Source organism: Yeosuana sp. (assembly GCF_057126245.1).
Window position 1 is genome coordinate 14,685 of sequence record NZ_DBNGMQ010000066.1, and the last position, 21,101, is coordinate 35,785.

The window sequence follows — 21,101 nt, forward strand, 5'->3', positions numbered from 1 at the left end:
AAATGAAACATGTAATATTATCACTTTTTGTAGTATTAAGCAGCATCAACAGTTTTGCTCAAAAAACTGGAAAAGGCCTATTAAAAGAAGTATCCGACAAAGTTAGCAGTTATGAAAATATTTCTATTGATTTTAAATATGTTCTTGAAAATACAGCTGAAAATATTAAACAAGAAACACGAGGTGATGTTGTCTTAAAAGGCGACAAATACAAACTAAACATTCTTGGAATTACAAGACTGTTTGACGGAAAAACACTTTATAATATTAGCCCTGAAGATGAAGAAGTAACCATCTCAAAACAAAATGATGACGATGAAGATATTATCGCGCCTAGCAAAATGCTTTCTTTTTATGAAAATGGTTACACGAGTTCTCTAGATATTTTACAAGATGTTAAAGGAAGAAAAATTCAATATGTAAAACTTATTCCAATTGATTCTAATTCAGAGATTAATTATATTTTACTTGGAATAGATTCGCAAACAAAACACATTTACAATTTAATTCAAATAGGAAAGAATGGCACAAAAACAACGCTTACAGTAAATTCTTTTAAAACAAATGAGCCATTATCAAAAACCTTATTTGTTTTTGATGCTAATAAATACAAAGATTATTACATCAATAATTTAGATTAGGCACCACTTGAAAATATTAGACCGTTACATAATAACCACGTATCTTAAAACTTTTATAAGCGTATTTTTAATTCTTATGCTGATTTTTGTATTACAGACTATTTGGCTTTATATAAGAGAGTTAGCGGGAAAAGATTTAGATATTATTGTCATATTTAAATTCTTAATTTATTTTATGCCCAAGTTAATGCCCTTGGTTGTGCCGCTCACTATTTTATTAGCTTCCATTATGGTGTTTGGTGATTTTGCAGAAAACTACGAATTTGCTGCTATGAAATCTACAGGAATCTCACTTATGAGAGCCATGTCTGGATTAAGTGTTTTTATAGTTATTTTAGGTATTACAACTTTTTTCTTTTCTAACAATGTGATTCCCTGGTCAGAATACAACTCTTTTAATCTTAGAAAAAATATTGCTAAAATGAAACCGGCTATGTTACTAGCCAAAGGGCAGTTCAATCAAGTAGAGGGTACAGGTTATAATATTAAATTTAGTGATAAAACTGGGGACAATGAGCAATATCTTCAAAATGTGGTTATTCATGTTAAAGCCGATGATGGAAGAACTAATACAACCACTATCAAGGCAAAATACGGAGAGCTAATTACTGCCGATACGTCTAATGTTATGAAACTTGTGCTTTTTGATGGCAATTATTATAACGATTTACAACCTAAAAGTCTCAAAGCAAGAAAAAAAGTGCCTTTTGCAAAAAGCACATTTGAAAAATACACGATTAATATTGATATATCATCAATCAATAACGAAGATAATTTAGACGATAAATCTGTCACAAATAAGTATAACATGCTAAATGTTAATGATTTAGACTACACCATTGATTCGCTCAAACTAAAGAATCAAGAAGAATATACTGAGTTTTCAGATAAAATTTATGAGCGATCTATTGCTATTCCTCTAAAAAAGGCAGAATTTAAAAAATCTGATTCAATCTATACTGGAAATCTTTTAGATATATTTCAAACAAAAAACAAATTACAGCTAGTAAATATTGCATTAAACAATGCGAGAAGTACCAATCAAATTATAAGTACACGGAAAAATAGTTTTAAAATTTCAAAATCAAACTATAATAAGCATATTATTGCTTTACATGAAAAACTGGCTTTAGGTTTTGCCTGTATCATCTTATTTTTCGTTGGAGCACCACTAGGTGCTCTTATAAGAAAAGGAGGAATTGGGTTACCAATGGTTATTGCTATTTTACTTTTTTTAACGTATCACTTTATAGGTATTTTTGCCACAAATAGTGCAAAAAGCGGTGGTTTAAACCCAGTAATTGCTTCATGGTTTTCTACATTAGTAATGCTTCCACTAGGTATTGTATTAACAAAGAGAGCAACAGCTGATAAAGGATTGTTTAGTTTTGGAAACTTTATTGAGCCTATTAAACGATTATTTGGAATAAAAGACGATGAAGCTGTAGACTATAAGTTTTTAGTATCATTTACCAATGAAGAGCTATTGGATGTCATAAAAAATTATGAAACACTGGGTTATGATGAAGAAATAAAATACGAAGTTGTTAAAGTTTTAAATTATAGAGGAATTCAATTAGAAGACATTCGTAACAAAGAAATTGAAATAAAAGAAGAATACCTTCGTTCAAAAAACATTAGTCTTGATTTTAATGATCATTCTAAATTTTCAATCATACTTTATAGTATAGGATCGATACTCATTATTTTGTTCTTTGTTTTTAAAAATAATAAGCTGCCTTCTTTGGAGTCTGCTTCCTTACAAATTAGTCTCATCTCGTTCTTTTTATATATCATTTATTATTTAAAAGGCTATCTCAATATTATCACTTTTTATAATACTATTAATAAGCCAAATAAAAAGCCAAATATTATCCTTGTAATATTAGGCTTACCTATCTATTTTCTATCTTATTTCCTTTTAAAAAGAACGATTAGTGACGACTTAAAACAAAATTGTATCGATAGTATTAAATAAGCAATATCTTTGCGACATGACATCAGAAATGAAAACACGAACTCAAAAAACACAATTTAAGCTTAACACCATTCATGAAGCCATTGATGACATTAGAAATGGTAAAGTAATCATTGTTGTGGATGATGAAAATAGAGAAAATGAAGGCGATTTTGTAGCCGCAGCTGATAAAGTAACACCGCAAATGATCAACTTTATGGCAACTCACGGCAGAGGTCTTATTTGTGCACCGCTTACAGAAAACAGATGTGAAGCGTTAGATCTTAATATGATGGTTCGTAATAATACAGACCATATGGAAACAGCTTTTACTGTCTCAGTTGATTTAAGGGGTAATGGTGTTACTACGGGTATTTCTGCAAGTGATAGAGCTAAAACGGTTAAAGCCCTTATTGACCCTGACACAAAACCATTTGAGTTATCTCGTCCAGGACATATATTTCCTTTAGTTGCCAAACAAGGTGGCGTTTTAAGACGAACAGGACATACGGAGGCTGCCATTGATTTTGCACGATTAGCAGGGTTAAAACCAGCTGGTGTTATTGTTGAAATTATGAATGAAGATGGAAGTATGGCGAGGTTACCGGAACTTATTGAAGTTGCTAAAAACCTCGACCTTAAAATTGTTTCTATTGAAGATTTAATTGCATATAGAATGCAACACGATTCTTTAATTGAGAAAAAGCAAGACTTTCAAATTGAAACGCGCTTTGGAAGTTTTAGATTAAGAGCTTACAAGCAAACAACTAACGACCAAATTCATATAGCACTTACCAAAGGACAATGGAAAAATAATGATGCCGTGCTAACAAGAATAAATTCAACATTAATTAACAATGACATTCTTGGTACGCTTACCAACGATGTTGATGAACAACTTGATGCTATGTTTAAGGTGGTTAATGATGAAGGCAAAGGTGCTATCATCTTTATAAATCAAGAATCACAATCAATGGACATACTAAACCGATTGGATTTTTTAAAACAAAACCAAACTCCCAGCAAAATATCTAAGGCACCAAGAATTAATATGGATACTAGAGATTTCGGTATTGGAGCACAAATTCTGCATGATCTCAATATTCATAAATTACGGTTAATTACAAATTCTGAGCAAACCAAGCGTATTGGTTTAATAGGCTATGGCTTAGAGATTGTTGACTATGTAAGGTATTAATTAATAAGTATCTTTTTTGTTGTGCTTTTTTCTCCAGAATAAATTTTAAGCACATAAAAACCTGAATTTAAACCGTTAACATTCATAGTGTTTTGGTTTTTCACTTTACTTAAAATTAATTTTCCCGTAATATCATACAAATCAACCTTATCAATATTTAATTGAGATGAAATGTTAATGTCTGTATCGGCTGGATTAGGATAAACTTTAACGTCAAATAGAGCATTATCGTCAACACTTAACGGATTCGTTTGATAAATTCTCACATAATCTACAACCATTGCCGACTGTGTATATGAAGCAACAATACTCGATTGTATGGCCACGTTTAACAAAAGGTATTGATCTTCAAAAAAAGGCCAGGTATCTGGATTTTTATTAGCCGGTTGATAGGTATAATGCACATTGCCATCCACGCTAAATACCATTTTATCTTCATACCATTCTAATACATATGTATGAAATTCTGTAGAAGCTGTTGGTATTGTTTGTCCGCCTAAATTAACAGTACCACCATAACTAGAAGGTGTATGCATCGCACTCTGAACATAATTTTGGTTGGTACCCCAATGCTCCATAATATCAATTTCACCACATGCAGGCCAGCCTATTGTACCAAATCCTTGAGTTTCCCAATAAGCCCCAGTTTCTGTGATGTTTTTTCCCAGTGTCCAGATTGCTGGCCAGGTTCCTACACCCAAAGGTAATTTAGCCCTAACTTCAACTTTCCCATAGGTAAACGCAAATTTAGAATTTAGTCTAGCCGAAGTATACGGCAGTGAAGGTGCCCCGGCTGGTTGATAATTTTCTTTTATTGCAACAATATTTAAAAATCCATTTTCTAAAAAAGAATTTTCGATTCTGTCTGTATAATGTTGAAGTTCACTATTATACCAAACGCCCCCATTGGGACCAACTGTTTGATGAAACCAATTTGATGTATTTATGGCACCACTCCCATCAAACTCATCAGACCATACTAAATAATCGTAAACAGGATCTGGAGGAGACACAATAGGCGTAGAACCGTCATCTATATCATCAATTAAAAACGTTGCGGAAGTTGCGATACCCTGGTCTATTAAAACCGTTAATCTGGTATACGTCCCACTGGCATTGACTGAGGAAAAACCTGAACTATAAACTGCATTTGAAAAATCAAACGTTAGAGAAATCCAATTATTTTGTGAAGAGGTTGTATTTACAGTCACTTGAACATCTGGATTTATACCATGTTCCAACTTTAGTCCTACGGCATGTATGTTTGAATCGAAAGCGTAAAACGATAGGGTTATTGTTTTTTGAAAATCTAAATCGATTGCTCTTGATAAATCTAAATAAAAACCTTGCTCGCCAGCAGATGCAGAATGGAAAAATTCTCCTACGGTATTATTGAAATCTGTTGGAGATTGTGTGGTTGAAAATACACTTCCTCCCCAAACACTAAAATTCTCTGAAGTATCAGAAAAATCAATTGGCATTTGTTGAGCAATAGAAACATGACAAACAAATAAGAAGAAAACAATTAGTTTAGAGTAGTAATTTTTCATTTAATTATATTTCTCAGCAATATAATTATTAAATATATAAACCATAAACTTTAAACCACTACAAAAACCATACAGAGCGCTAATCGTATTCCTTTAAAAGTAATAATCAATGGTATTCCTAAACGCTGTATTTTATAATCTTAACCATAGTATTCGCTCTTTCTTTTACCTGTTGTTCCGACCAAGAAAGTTTTATTAAACAAGATAAGTTACGACCTATATAATAATCTGACTTTTCGAAAGATTTAGTTTTTAAATATTCTAAGCCCTTTTTCACTTCTTCTGAAACCGGATATAGTGTTTTCAAATTTTTTAAATGATGCCATTCTTTTATATAATGCCAGTTGTTGTTATAATAATGGAAACAACCATCTATACCTTCTTCCTTAAAAGCCTTTGATACGGCTTGTGTAATTTCTAAAGTTGGTAAAAAGAAATTTAAAAACCCGTAACTCTCCTCACCACCTTTAGGAACCGTTCTAAATTCAATGTCGGGAATTTGAGATAAGGCTTCTCTTAAAATCGTATAATGTCTTTTTTGAATCGCTATAAAATCATTTAATCGTCTTACCTGTGCTAAACCAACAGCTGCATTAAGTTCTGAAATTCTAAAATTATATCCCAAAAATGGATGTGTTTCAGCGCCTCTGTCTTTCCCCATATGGTCATGTCCATGATCTGAAAAATGGTCAGCAAACTGGGCATATTTATCATTATTGGTAATAATAGCACCCCCTTCACCACAGGTGATTGTTTTTACGAAATCAAAAGAAAAGCTACCAACATCGCCATAACTTCCTAAAGCTTTTCCTTGATACGTGCCGCCAATAGCCTGACAAGCATCTTCTATTAACACAAGATTATTATCATCGCAAATAGTTTTTAACGCTTGTAAATTTGCCATACTACCACACATATGCACTGGCATAATAGCTTTAGTTTTAGGTGTAAGTGCTTTTTTAACTTCTTCTATATCCAAAGTTAACGTATTATCAATATCAACTAACACAGGAATAGCACCCAGCATCATGATAGCTTCAAAACTGGCTACAAAGGTAAAACATGGCATAATCACTTCATCGCCTGCTCCAACACCTGCGACAGCCAAAGACATAGAAACAGCGGCTGTACCGCTACTAACCAATTGCGCATGCTTTACTTTAAACTGATTTTGAAGTTCCAACTCTAATTCCTTTGCCTTCCAATGGCCATTTCTTATACCATCAAAACCATAACGCATTAATACGCCACTTTTTAATACATCATTTACTTCATTTCGTTCGGCTTCTCCAAATAGTTCAAATCCTGGCATAATATTATTTAATTTCTATAATTGTTTTGTCTAACGATTTTCTCACTTTTTTTAGAGTTGCAAACATATCGTCATCTGCACGATACCCAATAGGTAAAAGTAAAACCGATTTTAATCCCTTTTCATTCAACTTTAAAATTTCGTCATACTTTTCTGGAATAAATCCTTCCATAGGACAAGAGTCTATGCCTTCAACAGCACACACCGTCATTAAATTACCAAGTGCAATATAGGCTTGATTCTTGGACCATTGTTGACGATTTTCAACAGATTTATTCTGCATTGTTTTCAATAAATTTTCTCTAAATGGATTTAGAATGGTATCTGGTGTATTTCTTATGGTTTTTACAGAATCAAAATACGTATTAACATCATCATCTGAAATATCATTCTGAATACAAATCACTAATAAGTGTGACGCTTCTGAAACTTGATTCTGATAGTAAGTATGAGGAACCAAGGACGCTTTTAAATCGTCATTATTAATTATTACCAAACTAATTGTTTGAAGTCCAAAAGACGTCGCCGTTAAATTGAATGCCTCTTTTATGATATCAATTTTATCTTTTGAAAGTTTTCTATTTGAATCAAACTTTTTCGTGGCATAACGCCAATTTAAATGCTCTATAATTTTACCCATACTATTTTTTTAAAAGAACCATAATTTTATAGCCATCCCTATGACCATAATTATTAAAAATATTTTCACGATGCCATCTCCTTTATTTACAGACCATCTGCTGGTAAACCAACCGCCAGCAGCTTGTCCGGAAGCTAATGTTAATCCAGCAATCCAATCTAACTTCAAATTCATTCCAAACATAAAAAGTGCTGCCAATGTATAAATAAACATTACAATTACTTTTATAATATTCGACTTAATTAAGGTTAAATGATTTATAGACGATAGTAATAATAAAATAAATATGCCAGTACCTGCTTGAATAAATCCGCCATAAATGCCTATAAAGAAAAAAGCAATGATACTATATTTTAAATACTTACCAGTAATTCTATCTGCCAATTGAGAGAAATTCTGTTTAGGCCTAAAAACCATAAACCCAACAACCGTCACCATCACTACGGCTAATATTTTATTAAATAACGCTCCTTTTATGTCAATGGCCAATTTAGCACCAATAACAGCGCCTATGGTTGCTGAAATAGATAAATAAATTGGAAACCAAGATTTATCAATAGCCTTTTTACTTTGATATCCTGCAATATTAAAAATAGATTGTATAACAATAGCGATTCTATTTGTTCCGTTTGCAACATTAGAAGGTAAGCCAATAAATATTAAAACAGGAAGCGTTAGTAAAGACCCGCCACCACTCATTGTATTGATGATTCCGACTATAATACCTACTACCACTAAAAGCACATAGTAATACCAATGTTCCATGCTGCAAAAATACAGTCAAAAAATGAATTAAAAGAAGAAAATAAAAAAGAAAAAAGGCTTTTTAGATACAAAAAAGGTTTCTATATTTGCAACCGCATTTAGGGAATACCTAATGAGAAACACTCAAGGAGAAATGGCAGAGTGGTCGAATGCGGCAGTCTTGAAAACTGTTGAGGGTCACACCTCCGGGGGTTCGAATCCCTCTTTCTCCGCAAAATAAAAACCCTATCAATTGTATTTCAATTAGTTAGGGTTTTTTGTTTTTATATTTAGTCCACAATTAGCCCATGTTAAGATAATAAAAAACTCAAATACAAAATATGTGAGCCTCGTTTAGTTGAGCCAATTGGAAAATTTCAAAGCTTTTTAATATTCGAATTGGAAAAATAGTGGGATGTAAAAAAAGCTAACAATGTGTATGATTAAAACATATTTAAAGCAGAAATGTTTATATATTTAGAGCTAATTTTCTAAGAGGAAAATCATGAGCATTTTTCTACACACTCATCATACTAATATTAGCTACAATTATAAAGCTAAATCAAATGAATCTAAAAGAACAACTAAAAGAGGTTGAAAATTATTTTTCACCAAAAATAGTAACAGAAGTTAATGACCAATATGTAAAAATTGCCAAAATTAAAGGTCAAGAAGTTCCCTGGCATAATCATAAAAATGAGGATGAATTATTTTACATCATAGAAGGTACGCTTTTAATGGAAATTGAAAATGAACCTAACAGAATTATGAAAACTGGAGACATGTTTGTGGTTCCAAAAAGAATTAATCATCGAGTTTCTTCAATAGACGAATGCTCAATTATGTTAATAGAAACTAAAACAACAAAGCATACAGGAGATGTTAAGTCTGCCATAACTAAATCAATTCAGGAACAATCTTATTAATTCGGATTAATAATGCTTTTGATAAAAAATATTAGCCATATTTAAGGACAAGACAGTATACTTTTGGAGATAGAATTTACCAATGGGATTTAAACTTGGTTAATGGCAGCGTATTTAAAAAAACAGAAAAATAAACACTTCTTAAAATGCTATAATTAAAGCCTTTAAAACTTAAATGAAATAAAAACAAGTTTTACATGCAATAATTTTTGCTTTGCGCTATTAATCAAAAAAATATTAATAACTATGACTAACAATGTGTAATTTTATTGATTAGACCATTTTTTATAATAATTGAATTACTAAATTACTTACTAATACAATAAAGTGGAATCATGAAAAATAGACCAGGAATTTTTAATGATGTAATTGGACCAATCATGAGAGGTCCATCTAGTTCGCATACTGCTGCATCATGGCGTGCGGCCAAAATATGCGTTGATATTTTAAATGAGCCTCTTACAAAAGCCATCATTGATTTTGATAAAGGTGGTGCGTGGGCACCTAACTATAGAGAGCAAGGAACTACAATTGGTATTGAAGGCGGATTATTAGGATTAGAAATGTCAGATGACCAAATAAAAAACACCGAACAAATAGCTAAAGAAAATGGTATATCAATCCTTTATGAAATAAATACGTTTCAAACCAAACATGTAAATACGTTTAGATTAGCATTGGAAGGAGTTCATGGAAAAAAAACGCAAATCACTGCAATATCAATTGGTGGTGGCTCCTTTGAAATTCAAGATATAGACGGTTTTAGAGTAAGCATTAATGGTGGTTATTTTGAGTTGCTTCTAATTGGTATTACTAAAGACATTCTATTACAAGACGTTACACTTCTTCTTACAGAAAATAAATCTATTTCTGAATCTTTTAATGGTGAAAAGCGATTAATAAACATTAAATTCTCAAAAGACATTTCAATAGACGTAATTAATAAATTAAAACATTCAATCAGTTTTGATGAATTAATTACAATAAAACCAGTTTTACCCATTGTATCAGGAAATGAATCTGAATTACCTTTTACATCCGTGCATTCGCTATTAGAATTTGCAGAAAAAGAAAATCTTGACTTAGGAGCTATCGGTTTATTATATGAAAAAAATCAGAGTGGATTGAATGATAACGAGGTAATTGATAAAATGAAAAATATTGTTGAAATAATTGAAGGCAGTATTAAAACAGGCTTAGAAGGCACCAATTATGAAGACCGAATTTTACCTCAACAATCACATTTAATTGAAAATGCTCAAAAGGAAAAGAAAATTTTAGAAAATTCTATTGTAAATAAAATCATAGCTAATGTATCTGCTATTATGGAATCGAAAAGTGCAATGGAAGTTGTTGTAGCCAATCCTACAGCTGGTTCTTGCGGTGTTGTAGGAGGTGTTTTAAGAGCTGTTGCGGATGACATAAACGCTTCAAATGATGAATTGATTAAAGCATATTTCGCCACAGGAATTATTGGAGTCTATTTTGCCATGGGTCCTGGCTTCTCTGCTGAAGAACATGGTTGCCAAGTAGAATGCGGCGCTTCTGCTGGAATGGCTGCAGCTGGAATAGTGCAATTATTTGGTGGATCTACTAAACAAGGTATTGACGCAGCTTCAATGGCTATTCAGAATATGATTGGTTTGATTTGCGACCCAATCGCAGATCGCGTTGAGGCACCATGTCTAGGGAAAAATGTAAGTGCAGCAGTTAATGCACTGTCTTCAGCAACTATGGCTTGTGCAGGATATAATGCGCTTATCCCTTTAAATGAAGTAATCGAGACTGTATCATCAGTAAGTAAGCAAATGCCTTCTTGTGTTAAATGCACTGGTAAAGGAGGATTAGCAATCACTAAAACAGCTTGTACTTTAAAAGAAAAATTGTCACTAAAAAGTACATTAACAACTTCCTGAAAATTTTGCGATCTAAAAAATTAAAAGAACGACAGAACTAAAACGTCAAGAATAGTTGTTATAAAAATACTTCTAACAATTTAGCATCATTTCCTGAGAGTTCCACCTCTTCAATAACGGCAGGTATCAACATCGTTTCTCCTAGATTTAATTGATACGTATTATTTCCATATACAATTTCAGAATTACCTTCAACACACATATAAATGACAAAAGAATCTAAGGTTGAGTAATCTTGTTTTAATGTACCTTTGAGTTGAATAATATTCGTTTTAAAATAAGGTGAATACACCAATTCACTTGATTTATTTTGTTTTATATTATATGAGGTTTTATAACTGTCTTGCAATGTAAAATCGATAGCATCGAGTGCTAATTCTGTATGTAATTCTCTCTCTTTTCCGGTTTTAGCATCTACCCGTTTATAATCATAAATTCTATAAGTAACATCGGAGGTTTGTTGAATCTCAGCCAACAAAACACCGGCACCAATAGCATGAACTCTTCCCGTTGGAATATAATAAGTATCGCCTTTGGTAATTTTTTCTATATTTAAAATATCTAAAATATCGCCACTTTCTACTTTATTAACATACCCTTCTTTATCTACCTCTTGATTAAAACCAATAATTAATTCAGCATCCTTATCGGCTTCCATAATATACCACATCTCATTTTTACCAAACGAATTATGTCGCTCTTTCGCCAACTCATTACTTGGGTGAACCTGAATTGAAAGCGGTGTTTTTGCATCTATATATTTTATAAGGATAGGGAAATCATCTCCAAAAGCATTATAAACCTTCTCTCCTACCAACTTACCTTTGTAAGTTTGTATCAATTCTTTAAGACTTTTTCCTTTTAAAACGCCTTCTGAAACTACAGACACATCACCTTCTACATCAGATAGTTCCCAGCTTTCGCCAATATTAGATAGATTTGATTTCTTATTAAAAATAGAGACTAATTTTTCTCCACCCCAAATGCGTTCTTTTAGTATGGGTTCAAAAGTTATAGGAAAATTTAATGTCATGTTTTTTTAAGTTTGTAGCAAAAGTATTAAAATAATAAGTAGAACTGTTGTACGCCAAAGAGAAATCGAAATTTTTATAATTTCAATAATTATTAAGGTATTTTTGTTGTAAAACCTTAATTAATGAAATTTTTTGAAACCGATTTTAAAGTTATAGAAACCGATTTAGACGAATTAAACCACGTTAATAATATTCGTTATGTTGAATGGGTTCAAGAGGTTGCAAAACAGCATTGGGCTCAAGTGGTTAGTAAAGACATTAATGACTCCTGTTTTTGGGTTATGGTAAATCATTGTATTGAATATAAAAATCCAGCTTTTCTAAATGATTCCATACATCTTAAGACCTATATTTTAAAATCTGAAGGCGCACTATCTACCCGAATGGTGGAAATAACAAATCGTAAAACCAACCAACTTTTAGCAACATCTAAAACTAAATGGTGTTTAATTAATAATAAAACAGAACGTCCTGCCAGAATATCCAATGAAATTAAAGAATTATTCGCCTAATCTCTTTAAAAATAATTAATATTGAATGCTAAGATTTATATTTGCTATATGAAGCGTATTTTTTACTTTCTTTTTTTTCTTGTCTTTTTAGTGCTTTGGAGCTCATGCCGAAAAGATTTAGAATTCTCTCTCAGCACTGGAAACTTAGAATTTTCAAAAGACACCGTCTATCTTGACACGGTATTTACCAACATTGGTTCTAGCACTTACAATTTAAAAGTCTACAATAAGAGTAATAGTGATATTGTTATTCCATCAGTTAAATTGGGCTTAGGTGAAACGTCTGCTTACAGACTTAATGTAGATGGTATGGCAGGAAACGTATTTGAAAACCTTGAAATTCTCGCAAAAGACAGTTTATTTGTTTTTATTGAAACTACCGTTGATATCACTAACCTCACCAATGCTACCAACTATTTATATACCGACCAAATTGAATTTGATGCTGGTAACAACCTTCAAAAAATTGAACTAGTTACATTAGTTCAAGATGCTGTTTTTATATACCCTAACAGAGATAATACGACTAAAGTTATTGAAACCTTAACATTAAATATTGATGGTGAAATTATAGAAACCGATATTCAAGGACGTGAATTATTGCCAACAGAATTAACCTTTACCAACGAAAAACCTTATGTTATATATGGGTTTGCTGCCACACCTAATGGTGAGACAATCACAATAAATCCGGGGGCGCGTTTACATTTTCATGAGAATTCCGGACTGTTAGTAACCGAAGGATCTTCCATTCAAATAAATGGTGCGTTCAGCACAGATCAAGATATTTTGGAAAACGAAGTGGTTCTTGAAGGCGACCGTTTAGAACCTAATTTTTCTGAAACCCCGGGGCAATGGAGTTCTATTTGGTTGTTAGACGGAAGTATTAATAACACCATTGATTATACCACCATAAAAAATGCAACGGTTGGTGTTTTAAGTGATGGTAATCCTGATGAAGCCAATAATAAAATTACCATCACAAACTCACAAATCTATAACTCCAGCGCGTTTGGAATCCTTGGAAGAAATACGTCCATTAACGCTGAAAATGTTGTGATTAACAATTCTGGGCAATCTTCATTCGCAGGTACTATTGGCGGAACATACAATTTTACGCATTGTACTATTGCAAATTATTGGGACAATGGCTTTAGACAATATCCGTCTGTATTATTAAATAATTTTATTATTGATGAAGATAACAACGCCATTCTAGCCGATTTAACCGAGGCTAATTTTAATAATTGTATTATCTACGGAAATGATAATCCTGAAATAATGTTAGATGAAATTGAAGATGCTGCCGTAGCATTTAATTTTAAATTCACGAACTGTTTAATTCGTTTTGAAGACAGCAACAATAACTTTACAGGTGCGAATTACGATTTTAATGATCCTACACATTACGAAGGTAACCTCTTTAATCAATCACCTGATTTTAAAGATCCCTTTTTAAATGAATTGATTATTGGTGATAATTCTGCCGTAAATAATCAGGGAAACATGACGTTTTCAAGTCAGGTCCCGTTTGATATTTTAAACGTAAACAGAACAACCTCTCCAGATTTAGGCGCATATCAGCATATCACCTTTACAGAGGAAAATTAATTAAAGATTTGACACTAATTTGAAAATTTATGTGAAATTTATTTTTTTATTTGATATATCAATTATATTTGTATCAAATAACATCTCATGAAAACACCTTCTAAAACAGTATTTTATACCATTGAAAAAACCATAAAAAGTTATAGAAAATTCGCGAATCAAAATTTTTTAAAAGTGGTTGATGATATCACCATTGATCAAAAATTAATCCTACAATATCTTAATGCTTTCCCTGAATTGAACCAAAAAGAAATTGCGGATTTGGTTTTTAAGGATAATGCTTCACTAACCCGGATGATTGACCTCATGGTCAATAAAAAATTCCTCAAAAGATCTATGAATACTGAAGATCGCAGAAGATTTAAAATAGACATTACCCCCAAAGGAAAAGACATATTAAACAAACTGGAGCCTGTGATAGTATCCAATAGAAAAAAAGCATTTTCAGGGATTACAGAAGAAGAATTAATTCAACTTGAGATAACATTGAAAAAAATTTTATCAAACCTTAAATAAACATGAAGTATTGCAAAACACTACCATTTATATTTTTATGCATTTCCCTTTTATTTAGCTGTACAAATGAGGCACAGATATATCCTGACCAAATTTGGTCAAGAAGTGAAGACCCATCAATACATGGATGGGACGATATAGAACGCTCCATTTTTACCCGATATATCATTGACAGTACAAAAATTACCGGGTTAGTAATCGTTCATAAAGGGCAAATTGTATTAGAATATGGAGATTTAGAAGAAAATAGCTATATCGCCTCATGTAGAAAAAGCATCCTTACCATACTATTTGGAAAATATGTTGAAAGTGGCATTATAAATCTTGACAAAACACTGGAAGAATTAAACATCGATGATGTGTCTAAACTACTTCCTATAGAAAAAAAGGCCAAAATTAAAGATTTAATCTCTGCCAAGTCAGGTGTGTATTTAAGCGGCTCGAATGGCGGAGATTTTCGCAGATATGCACCCGAAAGAGGATCTGTAAACCCAGGAACTCATTGGTTATATAGTAATTGGGATTTTAATGTTGCTGGACATATCTTCGAGCAAGAAACAAACAGCACTATTTACGATGAAATAGAATCTCAACTTGCCATACCACTCCAAATGCAAGATTGGGACAAATCGCTTCAACGAAAAAGTGGTAACTACGAGGTATCAAAATTTCCTGCGTATCATATGTGGTTTTCAACTAGAGATATGGCTCGAATTGGTTTACTTATGCTAAGAAAAGGAACATGGAACGACCAACAAATCATTCCCGAAAAATGGGTGAATGAAATAATTACACAACGTACCTCCTACTTAGAAGCTCAAAAAAGTGTGCCAGTTCTTAAAGAAGACGGACTAGATTTAGGGTATGGTTACATGTGGTGGTTACTTGAAAACACGAATGATTACAGATTAAAAAATGCCTATTCGGCTCAAGGTGCTTTAGGGCAAAATATTACTATTTACCCAGAAATTGATGTGGTCTTAGCTTTTAAAACTAAAAGTGATTACAGAAGGAGAAATTCAATTCAAACTCAAATGAACATTATGAAGAAAGCAGTGGAGATTTATAGCCCCAACTAATTTATCAGTTATGAAAACACTAAAATTTGCATTTGTATTAAGTGCATTGGCAGTAACATCATGTGCGCATGAGAAAAAGGAAAGCCAAGAACTACCAATAACAGAATCACGGTTGCTGAATCGGGAATATCTTACGGCTGTTTTAGATACAATAAACAGTAATGAGCAAGAACCAATTCGAACACGAGATGCTTTGATGGAAAAATATGGAGTAGATTCTGGAGAAGCACAGGAATATCAGGAAATATACACGCGAAACCACATTATTAATGAAAAAAAAGTAACAGAAATCCTAGATGAATACGGATGGTTGGGCTCAGATATTATTGGTGATAGAGGAAACACAACACTTTACTTAGTTGTTCAGCACTCAGACTTTGAAACTCGCACAAAATACCTTCCTATGCTGAGAAAAGCAGTGAAAACTGGAAATACCCCACCCAGATATCTAGTAAATATTGAAGATAGAACAGCTACAGATTTAGGAAAAATGCAAGTTTATGGAGAACAAATGAAGTATTATCCTGAAACTAAAAGTTTTAATATATGGCCTGTTTATGACCCTACAAATATTGATAAAAGAAGAGCCGAAATTGGACTGATTCCAATAGCAGAGCATTTAAAAAACAGATTTGATTTTGAATGGAACCTTGAAGAACAAATAAAAAGAACCAAAGCATTTGAAAAAGAGAAGTACAATAAAAAATAATAACTAAATGAAAAAAACAAAAATTAATACCCGAATATTCATCCTGTTTATAGCATTATTTCTTACTGTAAGTTTATTTCAAGCACAGGACAATTCATTAACCAAAGAATACAAGGAAAAGGTGATTCAGAACCTCTCACAATTAATGATTGATTTTTATGTGTTTCCAGAAGTTGCTAAGCTAACTGAACAACATCTAAAGACTCAAATGTTAGATGGTTATTTTGATTCTTTTAGAAATAATAAAACTTTTGCAGCAGCCTTGACTAAGTCAGTTCAAACCATTAATAAAGATAAACATATGCGTATACGGGCAAACCAACCATATTTGAATTTAGAAACAACTGAGAAAAGCATGCTAACAGAACATATTGCTAGAATGGATAGATCAAGAGAAGCAAATGCAGGGTTCAAAACTGTTAAAATTCTGGAAGGAAATGTGGGTTATTTGGATTTAAGAGGTTTTGCTGGAATGGAAACTGGAAAGGACATTACTGATGCTTATATGAAATTAATGTCAAGAACAGATGCAATTATCATTGACTTGAGTAAAAATGGAGGCGGAAGTCCTAGAATGGTTCAGTACTTATGTAGTTATTTTTTTAATCAGAAATTACTTTTGAATAGCCTTTATTGGAGAGAAGGAAATACAACAGAAGAATTTTGGACATTAGATGACGTTGGAGGACTTAAAATGGAAGATGTTCCCTTATTTATTATGACTAGTGAAAGAACTTTCTCTGGAGCAGAAGAATTCTCATATAATATGCAAACTCAAAAAAAGGCCACTTTAGTAGGACAAACTACTGGTGGAGGCGCTAATCCGGGACGAAGCATGAGAATCGATGATAATTTGAGTGTTTTTATTCCAACAGGAAAAGCAATTAATCCAATTACTAAAACTAATTGGGAAGGCGTTGGAGTCGTTCCAGAAGTAAAAACAACCGTTGAAGACACTTATGATAAAACATTTGGTTTAGCTCAGAAAGCAGCAGAAGCTTATAGAGCCCAAAGAAATGAAAAATTCAACCTTTTGTTTATGGATTTAAGCAGCCATCTTGACCTCTACATTATTGGAAAAACAGACGACATAATTCTTAAAAGTTTAAAAAAATGTCAAGAAGCCAATTTGTTTGACGAAGGCGGCATTAATAATCTAGGTTATGACTATTTACTAACATACAAAAATCCCAAAATAGCTGAATCGATTTTGAAAGCCAATACAATTCTCTATCAAAACTCTGCAAATGCATTTGATAGTTATGCTGAATTACTAATGATTAATGGTCATTTAAAAACTTCCCTTGAGAACTATCAACATGCCGTTGATATTGCTGTTACAACTGAAGATAGCAATCTCGAATTATTTCAGAAAAATTTAGAAACAATAAAACAAAAGCTAAAACAAGAATAATGGTATTTAGATTAGTACGTCTCTAAAAACGAATGCACAATAGTGCGTATATATTTTTTAAGCTAAAAACCCTAACTTCGTTTAACTTACTGATATAAACAATTAAATAAAATGATTACCGCATTGTACTTTATCTAAAATAACTAATAGTAAAACTACATATGCCGATAAAGAAATCACACGTATTAATTGAAGTTAAGGAAACAGTCAAACAATGAATAAGTATAAAATATCCAAACCTATCTCGCATTTTTTCTCAGGATTACTAGTATGTGTAATCTTGCTATCGTGTTCTGAAAAAGAGAGTAAAAAGGAATATAGAAAGAGACCCAATATCGTATTGATTGTCGCTGATGATTTGGGATTTGGAGATATAGGTTGCTATGGCGGAGACATTGAAACTCCGGCTATTGATGATTTAGCTCTTAACGGCATCAAATTTAGTAGCTTCCATACGGCGCCCATGTGTGCGCCCACCCGGGCCATGTTGCTATCTGGAAATGACAATCATATAGCAGGAATGGGTGGTCAAGGAAATGTCACTTCAGAGTTTGGCTACGAAGGCAGACTAACCAACCGGATAGTCACCATTCCCGCATTACTGAGAGAAAGTGGTTACCATACGTATATGGCTGGCAAATGGCATTTGGGCAATAAACCAGAGTCCAATCCGCATCAAAAAGGGTTCGAACACTCTTTTGTACTTATAGATGGTGCAGGAAATCATTATAACAATCAAAGTGCCTTGGAAAGTGGCATGGGCAAAGGGCTTTCAAGTTACACCGAAGATGGAAATTCGACGTCGTGGAAAGAGGGTAATTATTCTACCGATTTTTATACCGATAAACTGATTGAATATATTGATTCGGATAAAGATGATAATCAACCATTTTTTGCTTTTGCAGCTTATACATCACCTCATTGGCCATTACAAGTGGATAAAAAGCATTGGGAAAAGTATAAAGGTCAATACGATGATGGATATGAAAAGTTAAAAAACCGAAGATTAATCAGCCTTAAAAAAGCGGGTATCATTCCAGAAGATGCGAGCGCTCCTCCAAGCCATGAAAGGGTAAGACCCTGGGCCTCTTTGTCGCATCAAGAACAGATGAAGGAAGCGAGAAAAATGGAGTTGTATGCAGGTATGGTTGATAATTTGGATCACAATATTGGCCGATTAATCAAGCACCTGAAAGATATTGATGAGTATGAAAACACCTTATTCGTGTTTATGTCAGACAATGGAGCAGCACACAGAGACTTCATAAATAATGTTCGTTATGAGGGTTTAAGGGATTATTACAACGATGACTATAACAACATGGGTAATGCCAATTCCTACATTTCCTATGGTCCACAATGGGCGGAGGCCGGTTCTTCTCCATTCAGGTATTTCAAAGACTTTGCCACCCAAGGCGGTATAAATACCACGATGATTATAAGCGGCCCTAACGTAAATAGAGAAAATGAAATTCACCATGGTTTTACCAGCTTATTGGATTTGGCACCCACTTTTTATGAGGTTGCCAATGTTGACTATCCCGAAGCTTACAAGGGAAATAAAGTATACCCTCTAAAAGGAAATTCGCTCATCCCTTTTGTATCTGGAAAAACAAATGAAATTCACAACTCCTCTTATGTATTTGCTTTGGAGCATTACGGAAATGCCATGCTGAGAAAGGGGAATTGGAAAATCACAAATTTCATAAGGCCTTTCAAACTCGAAAATTTCGCCCTTTACGACCTTTCAACTGATTTGGGCGAGCAAACCGATCTTAAGGAATCCGAAAAAGAAAAGTATGACGAACTATTAAAAGAATGGATAAAATTTTCAAATGAAATTAAGATTCAAACCCCAACTCCAAAGCGTTCTGAACACTAGTATTAGATAGTATGATAACATGAAAGCACAACATTGTATCATACTAATAGCCAAATTTTAAATAAAGATGAAAATTGTAACACGTATAATAATTAGCAATAAACAAAAGTTTCAAAGTCCATATTTACACAAACAAAGGTTTGTCTTTCATCATAGCATTTACTTTTAGCTTTACCGCTTCTAATGTAGCTTCATCATGAAAATTAGTAATCACTTCATCAATCAATTCTACAATAGCTACCATATCAGCTTCATTTAATCCACGCGTTGTAACTGCTGCAGTTCCTAAACGAATACCCGATGTTACAAATGGTGATTTGTCATCAAATGGCACCATATTCTTATTTGCAGTAATATCAGCTTTTACAAGTGCTTGCTCGGCATCTTTTCCAGATACATTTTTATTTCTCAAATCTATCAACATCATATGGTTATCGGTTCCACCAGAAATAATATGATAGCCTTTACTTACCAAGGCTTTTGCCATAGCCGCGGCATTCTGCTTTACCTGTAATTGATAATGTAAAAATTCATCTGTTAACGCTTCTCCAAAAGCAATCGCTTTGGCTGCAATAATATGCTCTAATGGACCACCTTGATTTCCTGGGAATACCGCTGAATCTAGCAAGGACGACATTTTACGTAAACTTCCGTTTTTTAAAGTAATGCCAAATGGGTTATCAAAATCTTGTCCCATCATAATCATGCCACCTCTAGGTCCGCGCAACGTTTTATGCGTAGTAGTCGTGACTATATGACAATGTGGAAGCGGATCGTTTAAAATACCTTTAGCAATTAAACCTGCAGGATGTGAAATATCGGCTAATAAAATAGCGCCAACACTATCAGCAATCACTCTAAACCGTTTAAAATCGATATCACGAGAATAAGCAGAAGCACCAGCAATAATTAATTTAGGTTGTTCTTTAGTAGCAATCTCTTGAATTTTATCATAATTTAAAACACCAGTCTCTTCTTCTACACCATAAAATGATGGTACATATAATTTACCTGAAAAATTTACAGGAGAACCATGTGTTAGATGCCCGCCATGAGACAAATCGAAACCTAAAATCTTATCACCTGGTGTTAAACACGCATGATAAACCGCTGTATTAGCCTGACTTCCTGAATGTGGCTGTACATTTACATAGGCTGCTCCAAACAAGGTTTTTGCTCTGTCTATAGCGATTTGCTCTACTTCATCGACCACTTCGCAACCACCGTAGTAACGTTTTCCTGGATAGCCTTCAGCATATTTATTAGTTAATACAGAACCGGCAGCCTCCATCACTTGATTGCTTACAAAATTCTCTGACGCAATAAGTTCAATACCATGTAGTTGTCGCTCTTTTTCAGCTTGTATAAGTTCAAAAATTTGTTCGTCGCGTTGCATAAATTTATGTTCTAATTATATATTGCGGCAAAAATAGGAAATTGATTAGTTTAATACGTCAAAA

The 21,101-nt window shown here is 33.0% G+C and carries 18 protein-coding genes and 1 tRNA gene; 13 read left to right on the forward strand and 6 right to left on the reverse strand.

What is annotated here, in order from left to right:
- Nucleotides 1-2 precede the first annotated feature (2 nt).
- From lolA1 to ribB, 3 genes are read left to right on the forward strand one after another with little or no spacing between them, the layout of a single operon-like run.
- Complete coding sequence (gene lolA1 / locus AC15TD_RS08010) at nt 3-641, forward strand: outer membrane lipoprotein periplasmic chaperone LolA1 (RefSeq protein ID WP_484451616.1); 639 nt, start codon at nt 3-5, stop codon at nt 639-641.
- 7 nt (nt 642-648) lie between these two features.
- On the forward strand, nt 649-2,619 hold the full coding sequence (locus tag AC15TD_RS08015; RefSeq protein WP_484451617.1) for an LptF/LptG family permease: 1,971 nt from the start codon (nt 649-651) through the stop codon (nt 2,617-2,619).
- Between the two features lie 16 nt (nt 2,620-2,635).
- Entirely contained in the window at nt 2,636-3,796 is a 1,161-nt protein-coding gene (ribB, locus tag AC15TD_RS08020) for a 3,4-dihydroxy-2-butanone-4-phosphate synthase (protein WP_484451618.1), read from the forward strand.
- Here the strand turns inward: ribB and AC15TD_RS08025 are convergent.
- The 4 genes from AC15TD_RS08025 to AC15TD_RS08040 all read right to left on the reverse strand — a co-directional run bounded on the left by AC15TD_RS08025 (nt 3,793) and on the right by AC15TD_RS08040 (nt 8,063).
- Nucleotides 3,793-5,346, reverse strand: coding sequence for a glycoside hydrolase family 16 protein (locus AC15TD_RS08025; RefSeq protein ID WP_484451619.1), 1,554 nt, complete (start codon nt 5,344-5,346; stop codon nt 3,793-3,795). The genes ribB and AC15TD_RS08025 overlap by 4 nt on opposite strands.
- A gap of 118 nt (nt 5,347-5,464) precedes the next feature.
- On the reverse strand, nt 5,465-6,658 hold the full coding sequence (locus AC15TD_RS08030) for a DegT/DnrJ/EryC1/StrS family aminotransferase (protein WP_484451620.1): 1,194 nt from the start codon (nt 6,656-6,658) through the stop codon (nt 5,465-5,467).
- Between the two features lie 4 nt (nt 6,659-6,662).
- Nucleotides 6,663-7,298, reverse strand: coding sequence for an NAD(P)H-dependent oxidoreductase (locus AC15TD_RS08035; protein ID WP_484451621.1), 636 nt, complete (start codon nt 7,296-7,298; stop codon nt 6,663-6,665).
- A 9-nt stretch (nt 7,299-7,307) separates the two neighbouring features.
- Complete coding sequence (locus AC15TD_RS08040) at nt 7,308-8,063, reverse strand: sulfite exporter TauE/SafE family protein (RefSeq protein ID WP_484451622.1); 756 nt, start codon at nt 8,061-8,063, stop codon at nt 7,308-7,310.
- A gap of 127 nt (nt 8,064-8,190) precedes the next feature.
- Here AC15TD_RS08040 and AC15TD_RS08045 point away from each other — a divergent pair.
- The 3 genes from AC15TD_RS08045 to AC15TD_RS08055 all read left to right on the forward strand — a co-directional run bounded on the left by AC15TD_RS08045 (nt 8,191) and on the right by AC15TD_RS08055 (nt 10,884).
- A tRNA-Ser gene (locus AC15TD_RS08045) sits at nt 8,191-8,275 on the forward strand.
- Nucleotides 8,276-8,608: 333 nt separating this feature from the next.
- Complete coding sequence (locus tag AC15TD_RS08050) at nt 8,609-8,968, forward strand: cupin domain-containing protein (RefSeq protein ID WP_484451623.1); 360 nt, start codon at nt 8,609-8,611, stop codon at nt 8,966-8,968.
- A gap of 335 nt (nt 8,969-9,303) precedes the next feature.
- On the forward strand, nt 9,304-10,884 hold the full coding sequence (locus AC15TD_RS08055) for an L-serine ammonia-lyase, iron-sulfur-dependent, subunit alpha (protein WP_484451624.1): 1,581 nt from the start codon (nt 9,304-9,306) through the stop codon (nt 10,882-10,884).
- Between the two features lie 58 nt (nt 10,885-10,942).
- On the opposite strand, the gene AC15TD_RS08060 is transcribed toward AC15TD_RS08055, so the two are convergent.
- Nucleotides 10,943-11,917, reverse strand: a complete 975-nt coding sequence (locus AC15TD_RS08060; protein ID WP_484451625.1) for a type I phosphomannose isomerase catalytic subunit — start codon at nt 11,915-11,917, stop codon at nt 10,943-10,945.
- A 123-nt stretch (nt 11,918-12,040) separates the two neighbouring features.
- Between AC15TD_RS08060 and AC15TD_RS08065 the strand changes: the two genes are divergently transcribed.
- From AC15TD_RS08065 to AC15TD_RS08095, 7 genes are all read left to right on the forward strand, one after another.
- Nucleotides 12,041-12,430 (forward strand): acyl-CoA thioesterase, encoded by a 390-nt coding sequence (locus AC15TD_RS08065; protein WP_484451626.1) that lies wholly within the window; start codon nt 12,041-12,043, stop codon nt 12,428-12,430.
- Between the two features lie 48 nt (nt 12,431-12,478).
- Nucleotides 12,479-14,041 (forward strand): right-handed parallel beta-helix repeat-containing protein, encoded by a 1,563-nt coding sequence (locus tag AC15TD_RS08070; RefSeq protein WP_484451627.1) that lies wholly within the window; start codon nt 12,479-12,481, stop codon nt 14,039-14,041.
- A gap of 87 nt (nt 14,042-14,128) precedes the next feature.
- A complete protein-coding gene (locus AC15TD_RS08075; protein ID WP_484451628.1) occupies nt 14,129-14,557 on the forward strand; it encodes a MarR family winged helix-turn-helix transcriptional regulator in 429 nt (142 codons plus the stop codon).
- Nucleotides 14,558-14,559: 2 nt separating this feature from the next.
- Nucleotides 14,560-15,636, forward strand: coding sequence for a serine hydrolase domain-containing protein (locus AC15TD_RS08080; RefSeq protein WP_484451629.1), 1,077 nt, complete (start codon nt 14,560-14,562; stop codon nt 15,634-15,636).
- 10 nt (nt 15,637-15,646) lie between these two features.
- The gene (locus AC15TD_RS08085) at nt 15,647-16,345 is read left to right on the forward strand and encodes a DUF6624 domain-containing protein (protein ID WP_484451630.1); all 699 of its coding nucleotides are present in this window, start codon (nt 15,647-15,649) and stop codon (nt 16,343-16,345) included.
- Between the two features lie 7 nt (nt 16,346-16,352).
- A complete protein-coding gene (locus tag AC15TD_RS08090) occupies nt 16,353-17,759 on the forward strand; it encodes a S41 family peptidase (protein WP_484451631.1) in 1,407 nt (468 codons plus the stop codon).
- 280 nt (nt 17,760-18,039) lie between these two features.
- Nucleotides 18,040-19,641, forward strand: a complete 1,602-nt coding sequence (locus AC15TD_RS08095; RefSeq protein WP_484451632.1) for an arylsulfatase — start codon at nt 18,040-18,042, stop codon at nt 19,639-19,641.
- Nucleotides 19,642-19,765: 124 nt separating this feature from the next.
- Here the strand turns inward: AC15TD_RS08095 and glyA are convergent, their stop codons facing one another.
- Nucleotides 19,766-21,037: a serine hydroxymethyltransferase gene (glyA, locus tag AC15TD_RS08100; RefSeq protein WP_484451633.1), complete on the reverse strand. Its 1,272-nt coding sequence runs from the start codon at nt 21,035-21,037 to the stop codon at nt 19,766-19,768.
- Nucleotides 21,038-21,101: the final 64 nt, after the last annotated feature.